Source organism: Flavobacterium tistrianum, from assembly GCF_003254545.1.
Classification (GTDB): Bacteria; Bacteroidota; Bacteroidia; order Flavobacteriales; family Flavobacteriaceae; genus Flavobacterium; species Flavobacterium tistrianum.
Genome location: NZ_QJRH01000066.1, coordinates 220,182 through 232,471 on the forward strand (window position 1 = coordinate 220,182; position 12,290 = coordinate 232,471).

13 protein-coding genes and 1 tRNA gene are annotated in these 12,290 nt (G+C 34.1%); all 14 read left to right on the forward strand.

What is annotated here, in order from left to right:
• Positions 1-15: 15 nt before the first annotated feature.
• The 14 genes from DMB71_RS09075 to DMB71_RS09140 all read left to right on the forward strand — a co-directional run bounded on the left by DMB71_RS09075 (position 16) and on the right by DMB71_RS09140 (position 12,090).
• Complete coding sequence (locus DMB71_RS09075) at positions 16-357, forward strand: tetratricopeptide repeat protein (protein ID WP_111365457.1); 342 nt, start codon at positions 16-18, stop codon at positions 355-357.
• Positions 358-453: 96 nt separating this feature from the next.
• Positions 454-900, forward strand: a complete 447-nt coding sequence (locus tag DMB71_RS09080; protein ID WP_111365458.1) for a GNAT family N-acetyltransferase — start codon at positions 454-456, stop codon at positions 898-900.
• Between the two features lie 2 nt (positions 901-902).
• Positions 903-2,528: a glycoside hydrolase family 3 protein gene (locus DMB71_RS09085; RefSeq protein WP_111365460.1), complete on the forward strand. Its 1,626-nt coding sequence runs from the start codon at positions 903-905 to the stop codon at positions 2,526-2,528.
• 110 nt (positions 2,529-2,638) lie between these two features.
• Positions 2,639-3,277, forward strand: coding sequence for a peroxiredoxin (locus DMB71_RS09090; protein WP_111365461.1), 639 nt, complete (start codon positions 2,639-2,641; stop codon positions 3,275-3,277).
• Positions 3,278-3,522: 245 nt separating this feature from the next.
• On the forward strand, positions 3,523-3,831 hold the full coding sequence (locus DMB71_RS09095; protein WP_007805605.1) for a thioredoxin family protein: 309 nt from the start codon (positions 3,523-3,525) through the stop codon (positions 3,829-3,831).
• Between the two features lie 110 nt (positions 3,832-3,941).
• The gene (locus DMB71_RS09100; protein WP_008462029.1) at positions 3,942-4,199 is read left to right on the forward strand and encodes a DUF6952 family protein; all 258 of its coding nucleotides are present in this window, start codon (positions 3,942-3,944) and stop codon (positions 4,197-4,199) included.
• Positions 4,200-4,793: 594 nt separating this feature from the next.
• Positions 4,794-5,291: a thiol peroxidase gene (tpx, locus tag DMB71_RS09105; protein ID WP_111365463.1), complete on the forward strand. Its 498-nt coding sequence runs from the start codon at positions 4,794-4,796 to the stop codon at positions 5,289-5,291.
• Between the two features lie 13 nt (positions 5,292-5,304).
• Complete coding sequence (locus DMB71_RS09110) at positions 5,305-5,679, forward strand: diacylglycerol kinase (RefSeq protein WP_111365465.1); 375 nt, start codon at positions 5,305-5,307, stop codon at positions 5,677-5,679.
• 18 nt (positions 5,680-5,697) lie between these two features.
• Positions 5,698-8,157 (forward strand): DNA translocase FtsK, encoded by a 2,460-nt coding sequence (locus tag DMB71_RS09115; protein ID WP_111365467.1) that lies wholly within the window; start codon positions 5,698-5,700, stop codon positions 8,155-8,157.
• A 7-nt stretch (positions 8,158-8,164) separates the two neighbouring features.
• On the forward strand, positions 8,165-8,857 hold the full coding sequence (locus DMB71_RS09120; RefSeq protein WP_111365487.1) for a LolA family protein: 693 nt from the start codon (positions 8,165-8,167) through the stop codon (positions 8,855-8,857).
• 8 nt (positions 8,858-8,865) lie between these two features.
• Entirely contained in the window at positions 8,866-10,320 is a 1,455-nt protein-coding gene (locus tag DMB71_RS09125) for an LptF/LptG family permease (RefSeq protein ID WP_111365469.1), read from the forward strand.
• A gap of 2 nt (positions 10,321-10,322) precedes the next feature.
• Positions 10,323-11,456 (forward strand): 3,4-dihydroxy-2-butanone-4-phosphate synthase, encoded by a 1,134-nt coding sequence (ribB, locus tag DMB71_RS09130; protein ID WP_162614806.1) that lies wholly within the window; start codon positions 10,323-10,325, stop codon positions 11,454-11,456.
• Between the two features lies 1 nt (position 11,457).
• Entirely contained in the window at positions 11,458-11,856 is a 399-nt protein-coding gene (locus tag DMB71_RS09135) for an acyl-CoA thioesterase (RefSeq protein ID WP_008462012.1), read from the forward strand.
• Between the two features lie 149 nt (positions 11,857-12,005).
• A tRNA-Ser gene (locus DMB71_RS09140) sits at positions 12,006-12,090 on the forward strand.
• Positions 12,091-12,290 lie beyond the last annotated feature (200 nt).

Below are 12,290 nucleotides of genomic sequence, written 5' to 3' on the forward strand. Positions count from 1 at the left end.
AATCAAACTTTACCTATGGAAATCAATGAGAATTTGCAGAACGAACGAAATCTGAAAGGATCTGAGTTCGAAAAAAATGGAAATCTTGAAAAAGCGATTGAGTTGTATGAAGAAAATGTTGCAGAAGGCTTTAAAGGAAATCACCCGTATGATCGATTAGCAACGATCTACAAAAACGAAAATGACCTCGAAAATGAAATTCGGGTTTTAGAAAAAGCTATTGTGGTTTATGAAATCATCACAATTGAAGACCGATTGGAAGGTTTGCCAAAACTTTTCCGTTTTAAAAACAGATTAGAAAAAGCTATTGAAACCAAAAAACAATTGGCTAAACAAAAAAAGGCAAAATTAAAGTAAGTGAATTTAAAGGAAGCTTAATTTTCTTTAACCATTAAGAAATTAAGTAACTTAAGCTTTATGAACTTTATATCTTAATGGTAAAAAAAAATCGAAATGAGCATAAAACGAACTAACTCAGACGATACCGATTTTATAAATCTGGTTGTTTTATTAGATCAGGATTTAGCGATTCGAGATGGCGAAGATCATGCGTTTTATAATCAGTTTAATAAAACCGACAAAATAAAACATACAATCGTTTATTATGAAAACGGAATTCCTGTTGGCTGTGGCGCTTTTCGCGAAAAAGAACCCGAAACAACAGAAATCAAACGAATGTACGTTCATCCCGATCATAGAAAAAAAGGAATCGCTTCTGCCATTTTAGCAGCACTTGAAATCTGGGCAAAAGAAGTCGGTTATTCTTATACCATTTTGGAAACCGGAAAAAATCAGCCGGAAGCTATTAACTTATATCAGAAATTAAATTATACCATAATACCTAATTATCCGCCTTACGAAAAAATGGATAATAGTGTTTGCATGAAAAAGACTTTATAATAATGAAAATTACAGCAGAAGCATTACGACAAAAAATAGGACAATTTTTCTTTCCAGCAGTATTTATAAACGATACCGAAGAAAACATTCAAGAAACGGAACGCCTTATAAAAGAGTATAATATTGGCGGACTGACCTTTTTTCACAGCCGTGCGAGCGCTGCAACCAATTACGAAAGCAAGAAAAAAGTAGTTTTCAACGATGACAGCTACGAAAAAATCAAAGCTTTAATTGTTCGTTATCAAAAAGCCGCTTCTACTCCACTTTTAATTAGTATTGATGCGGAATGGGGATTAGCAATGCGAATTGAAAAAACACCGCAATATCCGTACGCAATTACACTTGGTGCTTTACCTGAAAACAAATCTGATTTGGTTTATGAAGTTGGAAAACAAATTGGATTGGATTTAAAAGCTGCCGGAATTCAGTATAATTTATCGCCTTTGGCAGATATTAATAACAACCCAAATAATCCCGTTATTGGATATCGTTCTTTTGGAGAAGATAAAAAGAAAGTAGCCGATTTTTCTGTCGAATATTTAAAAGGAATGTCGGAAGTTGGCGTTTTAGGTTGTCTGAAGCATTTTCCTGGACACGGAAATACAAATGTGGATTCGCATTTAGGATTACCGGTTTTAAAAGAAACTTTAGAAGAATTATTGGATAACGAATTATATCCATTTATAAAAGGAATTGAAAACAATGTCGATTCTATTATGATTGGACATTTGGCTGTTCCGAGTTTAAATGACGGAAAAGATACTTCGGCAACTTTATCAAAAGCAGTTATTCAGGATCTTTTACGCGATAAATTAGGTTACGACGGTTTGGTAATTTCTGATGCCTTAAACATGCACAGTGTTTCTAAATTGTACGAAACCAAAGGTCAATTAGAATGGGAAGCTTTCAACGCTGGAAATGATGTTTTATGTTTCGCCGAAAATGTTCCTGAAGGAATTGAAGCTATTTATAAAAACGCTTCGCCAGATCGTATTTTCGAAAGCTATAACCGAATCATGAAAGCCAAAGAAAAAGCAGGAATTCTTTCTGGAAATACCGCTGTTTCGGGCGAATTAGATTTCGAAAAAACATCAAAATTAAATCTGGAAATTGCTCAAAATGCGATTACCTCAATTATTGATAACTCTAGCGCAGAAGTAGTTTTTGAAGCTCAGAAAAACAACCAATTAGCTAAACTAAGTTTATATAAAAACACTGAAAATACATTCTTCAAAACTTTAAATACAAAACTGCCATCACCAGAATTTGCTTTTGAAAATTTAGAAGTTTCGGATATTTCATCTATTAAAAAAGAATTAGAAAATTTTGAAACGATTATCATTTCATTATTTGTTCCAAAAGCAAAACCGCTAAATAATTTCGAAATTGATAATGAAGTTTTAGACTTGCTTTCTAAATTATTGGATACAAAAAAATGCACTGTTTTTGTTTTCGGAAATCCATACGCATTGCCTTTAATTCCTAACTTGAAAAAAGCGTCAGAATTAATTCAGGCGTATCAGGATTTTGAAGAATTTCAAAAAACAGCGGGAGTTCAATTTTTAGAAAAAAATATTTTCAATGGCGTTTTACCAGTAAATATTGACATTCAACAAGTTAAAACTTAAAATAACCAAAATTTATCAACTTATAAGTTTTTATAATCACATCTTATTGTAAGAACCTGTACTTATGCCCTACTTTTGCACCAATAAATTTTTAACGTAAAACGAATATTATGTCTTTAGTAGGAAAAAAATTCCCAAGTATTGCAGTAGATGCTATCTCAGAAATGGGTGACAATTTAAAAATCAACATTTTTGAAGAAGCAGTAAACAACAATAAAAAAGTACTTTTATTTTGGTACCCAAAAGATTTTACTTTTGTATGTCCAACTGAATTACACGCCTTTCAAGCTGCATTACCAGAATTTGAAAAAAGAAATACTATCGTAATTGGTGCTTCTTGTGATACAAACGAAGTTCACTTTGCTTGGTTAAATACTCCAAAAAACAATGGTGGAATCGAAGGTGTTACTTACCCAATCTTAGCTGATACAAACCGTAACTTAGCTAACATTTTAGGTATTCTTGATATCGAATCTACAAGCTACAGCGAAGATACTGATTCAGTTATCATTGAAGGTTCAAACGTTCCTTACAGAGCTACTTACTTAATCGACGAGACTGGAAAAATTTTCCACGAAAGCGTAAACGATATGCCATTAGGACGTAACGTAAACGAATACTTAAGAATGGTTGACGCATACACTCACATTCAAACTAAAGGTGAAGTTTGCCCAGCAAACTGGGAAGCTGGTAAAGAAGCTATGACTGCTGATAGATTAAGCACTGCTGAATACTTAAGCGCAAACTAATTCTTTTTTAAGGTTCTGAGATTCTAAGATACTAAGGCACTAAGCTTTTTTACTGAACTTTAAATCTTAAATAAAAATTCTACAATATAGTTATCGGGTTCTAAGATTAAAACTTAGAATCTTAGAACCTTGATGACTTTAGATCTCACAAAAATAATTTTAACGTTAAGTCATTTGTGGACTAAGGGCTAAAAAAACTTAGAACCTTAGCACCTCAGCGACTTAGCACCTTAAAAAATAAACAAATGTTAATCGACTTAAACGAAGATACGTTAGCAGATTTAGTTGCTAAAAACGAAAAAGTAGTAGTACAATATTCAGCTTCATGGTGTGGAAATTGCCGTATTATGAAACCAAAATTCAAAAAATTAGCAACAGAAAATGAAGCTATCACTTTTGTTTTGGTTGATGCAGAAAACTCTCCTGAATCAAGAAAATTAGCTAATGTGAGTAACTTGCCTACATTCGCTACTTTCGTAAACGGACAATTGGTTGGCGAAACTCAAACTAACAAACAAGAAGTTTTAATCGATCTTGTAAACGCTATTGCTTAAATTTAGACGAGTTAGACTGGCTTAGATTTTTAGACTTCTTAGAAGTTGTCTACAAACTAAAAAAGGTCTAAGAAGTCTAAGTATGTCTAAAAATCTAAGAAGTCTAAACTATGAAATTACCAGTAATTAAGCATTTAACACAATTCATCGAAGAAAACGATCAGGATTATATCATTGAAACAATTGAAGTTCTAGAAGCGATGACCGAAATTCCTTCTCTTAAAGACGAAGAATTAGACGTGATCGGTGAATTGATTTCAAATATGTATGGTGCTCTTGAAGTACAAAAATTGGTTGCTCAAGGAACAGATAAAAAAGAAGCTTTAAATACGTTTATGAAACGTGTGTTAGGCTCAATCGATAAGTAAATCGATCCCCTCCCAAGAATAAAAACAAAAAAAAGGCTGAGAAAGCGTTTCTAATTTTAGGGACGCTTTTTTTAGTTTACAGTGTTCAGTCGCAGTTTTCAGCCAATCTTTGTCAGGCTGAGCGGAGTCGAAGCCCACGCAAAGCAAATCAAAAATCTACATTCTAAAATTTAAAACAATTTGGGCGAGCCACCATCCCAATAAAAGGGCTAACTCACTTTGCGCATATACGCCCTTTTATCGGGATGCTGTCGGGCTATCCGCGCTACTTCGGTAGCCAGCTCCTATCCCTCTCGCGGATAAAAGGTTTCAATTTACTTTTATATTTATCGACAAAGAATTGTCAGGCTGAGCGGAGTCGAAGCCCAAACAAAGTAACTAGACAAAAATCACCAATTACAATGTGGAGCTACTTACGCGGGCTTCGACTCCGCTCAGCCTGACAAGCGTAATAAATCTAAAATAATTTGACAAATTCGTCAATTAAAAGCCATCCAAAAACGATCCTTAATCTCTCCTTAAACCCTCAACAAATACTTTTAGATTCAAATATTAATCCTTACTTTTGAGCCTCATTAATTTTAATCAAAAATCATGGCATCTATTACATTAGGAGGAAATCCAGTTCATACATCAGGTGAATTACCAGCAGTTGGAACGCAATTAGCTGACTTCAAATTAGTACAAAACGATTTATCAGTTGCTTCTTTAAGCAATTTCGCTGGTAAAAAATTAGTTTTAAACATCTTCCCAAGTGTTGATACCGGAACTTGCGCAACATCTGTTAGAACTTTCAATGCAAGTGCAAGCGGATTAGAAAACACAACTGTTTTATGTATTTCTAGAGATTTGCCTTTTGCTCAGAAACGTTTCTGCGGTGCTGAAGGTTTAGAAAATGTAGTGAACTTATCAGACTTTCAAACTGGTGCTTTTGGTAAAGCAAACGGATTAGAAATCGTTGACGGACCATTAGCAGGTTTACACTCACGAGCAATCATTGTTGTTGATGCCAACGGAAAAATCGTTCATACAGAACAAGTTTCAGAAATTGCAAACGAACCAAATTACGAAGCAGCTTTAGCAGCACTATAATATTTTCCCATAAATGGAGTTTCAAAAAGATAACACATTTGTTACAGGCCGTTTAAAAAGCATGACATATGCTTTTAACGGCGCTGTAAAATTAATTAAGACCGAACATAGCATTATGGTCCAATTTTCATTAGGAATCATAATGACTATTTTAGGTTTTTATTTTCATATTTCGCAAACCGAATGGCTTTGTCAAACTCTGGCAATCGGTTTAGTTTTGGCTGTAGAAGGACTAAATACAGCAGTTGAAAAAATTGCCGATTTTATTCATCCTGATTACAGCAAACGAATCGGATTTATTAAAGATATTGCTGCCGGAGCGGTATTTTTTGCCGCAATGACTGCAATTGCAATAGGCTTGATTATTTATATTCCAAAATTTATTTAGGCAAAGGAAAACGCAAGAATGGCAAAAAATAAAAAAGAAACTGTAGATAAAAAAAACGACAAACAAGAAGGAAACAAAAGATCTTTTAAAATATCTAAACAACAAAAATTTGTTTTAGGGTGTCTTTTGGTTCTTTTTTCTATTGCACTATTAGTTGCATTTATTTCTTTTTACGTTAACGGACAATGGCAAAATGATCAAAGTGTTGTAGACCAACTTGGAGATCGTGCTGAAATTGCTGAGAACTGGCTCGGAAAATTCGGAGCTTATCTTGCCGATCTGATTATTTACAGAGGTTTCGGACTTGCCTCTTTTATTTTTGTGCGTTTGTTTTTCCTTACTGGGATGTTTTTAGCGCTGGATCTTTCGACTCAAAAACTTAAAAACACTTGGTTCTGGGATATTTTTGCTATTATTATAGTTTCTGTATTATTTGGTTTCTTTGCTACTTCTGCACCAGAATTAGGAGGAACAATTGGTTATGAACTGAATTTGTTTCTGCAAGATTACATTGGAAAAACTGGTACTCTGCTTACACTTCTTTTTGGTTTGATTGTTTATCTGATTTTCAAAATCAAATTATCGCCAGAAAAAATTCAATCGTATTTTGATTCGACCAAAAAAGAATTCAAATCAGAATTAGACACTTTAAAGCCAGCTGTAAATCAGCCAGAGAGCGCTTATAATCTGGAAGAATTTGCTATTGTGGAAGAACAGCAAGAAGAAAATGACCCTGAGTTGGATAACATCCACATTAAAACAGTCGATTCTCAGTTCGAACTTAACAAAGAAGCTTTAAAGCCAACGATTTCTCATCCTTCGGAAATTGAGTTAAATCCAGTATTAAAACCAATTACTCCAAAACAAGAACTGCCATTAGTTTCTCCAGACGAAGCTTTTGTCATTGAAAAAGCGGAAGAAGAAGATATTATCGAAGAAAATCTAGCTTCACGTTTAGTTGCCGATTTCGGTTTATTTGATCCGACTTTGGATTTATCCAATTACAAATTCCCGACAATCGATTTATTAAAAGAATATTCGACTGGCGGAATTACAATTAATCAGGAAGAACTAGAAGAAAACAAAAACAGAATTGTAGATACACTTCGTAACTACAAAATTGAAATAGCGCAAATCAAAGCAACCGTTGGACCATCGGTAACTTTATATGAAATTGTACCAGAAGCGGGAATCAGAATTTCTAAAATTAAGAGTTTAGAAGACGATATCGCTTTATCATTATCAGCACTAGGAATTCGTATCATTGCTCCAATTCCAGGAAAAGGTACTATCGGTATTGAGGTTCCGAACAAAAACCCAACTATGGTTTCTATGAAAAGCGTTATCGGTGCGGCGAAGTTCCAAGAAGCTGAAATGGAATTGCCAATTGCATTAGGAAAAACAATTTCAAACGAAACTTTTGTTGTCGATTTAGCTAAAATGCCTCACTTATTGATGGCCGGAGCAACTGGACAAGGAAAATCGGTTGGGTTAAACGCGGTTTTAACTTCGCTTTTATACAAAAAACATCCGGCTGAAGTAAAATTTGTTTTGGTAGATCCGAAAAAAGTAGAACTTACGCTTTTCAACAAAATTGAAAGACATTATTTAGCCAAACTTCCTGACACTGAAGACGCTATTATTACAGATAATGCAAAAGTTGTAAATACTTTAAACTCACTTTGTACCGAAATGGACAATCGTTATTCTTTATTAAAAGATGCGATGGTTCGTAACATCAAAGAATACAACGATAAATTCAAGTCTAGAAAATTAAATCCAGAAGCTGGACACCGATTTTTACCATACATTGTTTTGGTTGTCGATGAGTTCGCCGATTTGATTATGACCGCAGGAAAAGAAGTTGAAGTTCCTATTGCTCGTTTGGCCCAGTTAGCCCGTGCCATTGGTATTCACTTAATTATTGCAACGCAGAGACCATCTGTAAACGTTATTACAGGTTTAATTAAAGCCAATTTCCCTGCTAGAATTGCGTTTAGAGTAACTTCAAAAATTGACTCTAGAACTATTTTGGATACTCAGGGTGCAGACCAGCTTATTGGACGCGGGGACTTATTATACACCAACGGAAATGACGTGATTCGTGTTCAGTGTGCTTTCATTGACACTCCTGAAGTAGAAAAAATTACAGATTTTATTGGAGGACAAAAAGCATATGCCACAGCTTATTTGCTTCCAGAGTTTGTTGGAGAAGAAAGTGGCATTAATCTTGATATAGATATTTCCGAAAGAGATACTTTATTTAGAGAAGCGGCAGAGATAATTGTCAATGCACAGCAGGGATCTGCTTCTTTATTGCAACGAAAATTAAAATTAGGATACAACAGAGCTGGTCGTTTGATCGATCAACTTGAGGCAGCAGGTATTGTTGGTCCGTTTGAAGGCAGTAAAGCACGCAGTGTAAACATCTTAGATTTAAATGCTCTTGATCAATTTTTTAATAATGAACAAAATTAATCCAATCATGAAAGCAAAAATTCAAGAAATCAACAACAATTCTATCACAAACATGACTAAAAAGTGTTTCAAAATGGCAATTATATTGCTTTTGAGCTTCACTTCTATTCAGGCTCAAGATAAAAAAGCTAAAGATTTATTGAACGAAGTAACTTCTAAAATAAAAAGCTACGACAATATTGTTATCGATTTTAAATATTCTTTGAATAACGCGAAAGAAAACATCAATCAAGACAGTAAAGGAAACGTAACAATGAAAGGAAATCAATATGTTTTGAATTTTATGGGTGTTACCAAAATCTTTGACGGCCAAAAAACCTACACTATTGTTCCTGAAGACGAAGAAGTGACTATTTCTAAAGTAAACGAGAAAGATGATAACGCAATCACTCCTTCAAAAATGCTTACTTTCTTCAATTCTGGCTACAAATACAACATGGACATTGTTCAGAATGTAAAAGGAAGAAAAATTCAATATATCAAATTAGTTCCAACTAGCGGAAAAGACCAAAGAAAAGAAATTTTGTTAGGTGTTGACGTTCAGACCAAACACATTTACAATTTGATTGAAACTGGAAAAAACGGAACAAAAACAACTTTAACCGTTAATTCTTTTAAAACCAATCAGCCATTATCAAAAAATCAATTTACCTTTGTAGCGAGTAAATACCCGAAATACTACATCAATAAATTAGATTAATCAGAAGGTTGAAAATTCTAGACAAATACTTATTAAAAACATTCTTACTTACATTTACCACGGTATTTGTAATCTTATTTTTCATATTCATACTGCAAACAGTATGGCTATTTATTTCAGAACTAGCAGGTAAAGATCTCGACTTAATATTGGTCGTGAAATTCCTGCTTTTTTCTATGCCCCGAATTATTCCGCTGGTTTTACCACTTTCCGTTTTATTGGCATCCATCATGACTTTCGGAAATCTTGCCGAAAACTACGAATTCGCAGCCATGAAATCTTCAGGAATCTCGTTGCAAAGAGCAATGAGAGTATTGATTATTTTTATTTTCGTTTTAAGTATTGTTGCTTTTTGGTTTGCGAACAATGTTATTCCGTATGCTGAATATAAGTTTGTCAACTTTAGAAAAAACATTGCCCAAGCCAAACCAGCTATGGCAATTGCTGAAGGTCAGTTTAACGATGTTGGCACTTACAATATTAAAGTAAACAAAAAAACCGGCGAAAATGGCAATCATTTAACTGGCGTAACGATTCATGAGAAAGCAAATAATTTGGGCGAAAACAAAACCGTAATTAAAGCTAAAACGGGAGAACTTGTCAGCAATGAGAAATCTAGTATTTTAAAATTGGTCTTAAATGACGGCTATTATTACCAAGACGTTACTCCAAAAAAATATGAAGATCGCGCTAAAATGCCTTTTATAAAAGGAAAATTTAAAACGCAGATTATCAATATCGATTTATCTGAATTAAATAAGGTTGATGACAGCAAAGAAAGTATTGCAGGAACAAATGGAATGCTTAATGTTAACGAACTGCGCTATACTTTAGATTCATTGAACAAAAATTTAGATAATGAAATTGTTTCTTTTTCTGAAAATATTAATCAACGAGTTGGAATTAAAAAATTTCCTGTAAATACTCAAAAGAACATTAAGAAAAAACCGCTTCCAAACGATGTTTTGTCTATTTATTCTAACAAAGACAAAGTTGATATTTTAAAAATGGCTGGAAGCAATATCACCAGCAATATTTATTCTATAGAAACTACACAAAAAGATTTGAAAGATAAGGAACGAGAAATCAACAAACACTATAATGCATTATACGAGAAATTCGTTATTGCTTTTGCTTGTTTCTTAATGTTCTTTATTGGAGCTCCGCTTGGCGCTATTATTAGAAAAGGAGGACTAGGACTTCCTATTGTATTTGCAGTTTTAATCTTTATTACTTTCCATTTCATCAATACATTCGGAAAAAGATTATCTCAAGAAGGCGGTATGACTCCGTTTATGGGATCATGGATGTCGTCTTTTGTTTTGTCGCCACTTGCCATATTATTAACCTATCGCGCTACAAACGATAATGGATTAATTAATTTTGATGCGATTACAACCCCAATTTCACAACTAATTCAGAAAATCTCTGAGCGGTTTTTGCCAGCTCAAAAGCAAAAATAATTATGTCAACAACAAAAATACAACTGAATACCATTGAGGAAGCTATAGAAGATATTCGTCAAGGTAAAGTAATCATTGTAGTCGATGATGAAGATCGCGAAAATGAAGGTGATTTTTTGGCAGCTGCCGAAAAAGTAACTCCAGAAATGATCAACTTTATGGCTACTCATGGACGTGGTCTAATTTGCACTCCACTTACAGAAAGCCGATGCAAGGAATTAGATCTTCGCGCCATGGTTACCAATAATACTGATCACATGGAAACTGCTTTTACTGTTTCTGTTGATTTAAAAGGTCAAGGCGTTACAACTGGAATTTCTGCTGCTGACAGATCAAAAACAGTTCAGGCGTTAGTTGATCCAAATACAAAACCTCACGACTTAGCACGTCCTGGTCATATTTTTCCTTTAATTGCCAAACAAGGCGGTGTTTTAAGAAGAACTGGACATACTGAAGCAGCAATTGACTTTGCACGTCTAGCAGGGTTTAAATCTGCTGGTGTAATCTGCGAAATCTTAAATGAAGATGGAACTATGTCTCGTTTACCAGAATTAGTTAAAGTAGCGAAGAAATTCGACTTGAAATTAGTTTCTATCGAAGATTTGGTCGCTTACAGAATGCAGCACGATAGCTTAATCGTCAAAAAAGAAGATTTTGATATCGAAACTCGTTTTGGAACTTTCCGTTTAAGGGCTTATGAACAAACAACAAACAAACAAATTCATATTGCTTTAACCAAAGGAACTTGGAATCTTGGCGAACCAATTTTGACAAGAATTCACTCTTCTCAGGTAAATAATGATTTATTAGGCACATTGACTAACAATGCGGAACAGCAGTTAGACGATATGTTTAAAGTGATTAATGAAAACGGAAAAGGTGCTGTAATCTTTATCAATCAGGATATGACTGCGGTAAACCTTTTAAATAGAATTTCTGAGCTTAAAACACTACAAGCTAACGGAACTTTAAAAGCTCCGAAAGTTATTATTGACAGCAAAGATTACGGAATCGGAGCTCAAATTCTTCATGATATAGATATTTCTAAAATCAGATTGGTTTCGAACACAGAGCAAACAAAACGAGTGGGTATGATTGGATACGGACTTGAAATTACAGAATACGTTAATTACTAATATGGGAACAGTAGAAGAAAGAATTCAAAAATCAGAAACTCGTATTTTTAAAGCCGTTTTTCCTAGCACAACGAATCATTACGACACTTTATTTGGAGGAACTGCTCTTCATTTAATGGACGAAGTTGCTTTTATCTGCGCTACACGTTTCAGCCGTAAAAAAGTAGTTACAATTTCGACAGGTCAAATTGATTTTAAAAAAGCAATTCCTGCAGGAACTTTAATTGAATTAGTAGCAAAGGTGGATAGTGTTGGAAGAACCAGCTGTAAAATTCATGTTGATATTTTCATGGAACAAATGTATACCGAACTTCGCGAAACGGTAGTTTCAGGAACTTTTTCGTTTGTTGCTGTCGATGAACACAAAAAACCAACGCCAATTTTAGACGATTTAGATTAATTTTAAAAAAAACTCACTTTCGGAAATACTGATAATTAGACACTTGAAAATTATCTTAAAAAACTTCAAAAAAAAGTCCGAAAAAAGTTTTGAGAACCAAAAAACCGTCTTATATTTGCACCCGCAATCAGCAATGATAGCGACATACTGGAGAAATGGCAGAGCGGTCGAATGCGGCAGTCTTGAAAACTGTTGACTGTAACAGGTCCGGGGGTTCGAATCCCTCTTTCTCCGCTGAATTTTAAAACCCTTGACTTTGTTAAGGGTTTTCTTTTTTATAACATATTTTTTTAAGAAATAATTCAAAAAAAATTTTCTCAATTCAAAAAACAGCTTATCTTTGCACTCGCAATCAGAAAATGAGAGCAACATACTGGAGAAATGGCAGAGCGGTCGAATGCGGCAGTCTTGAAAACTGTTGACTGTAACAGGTC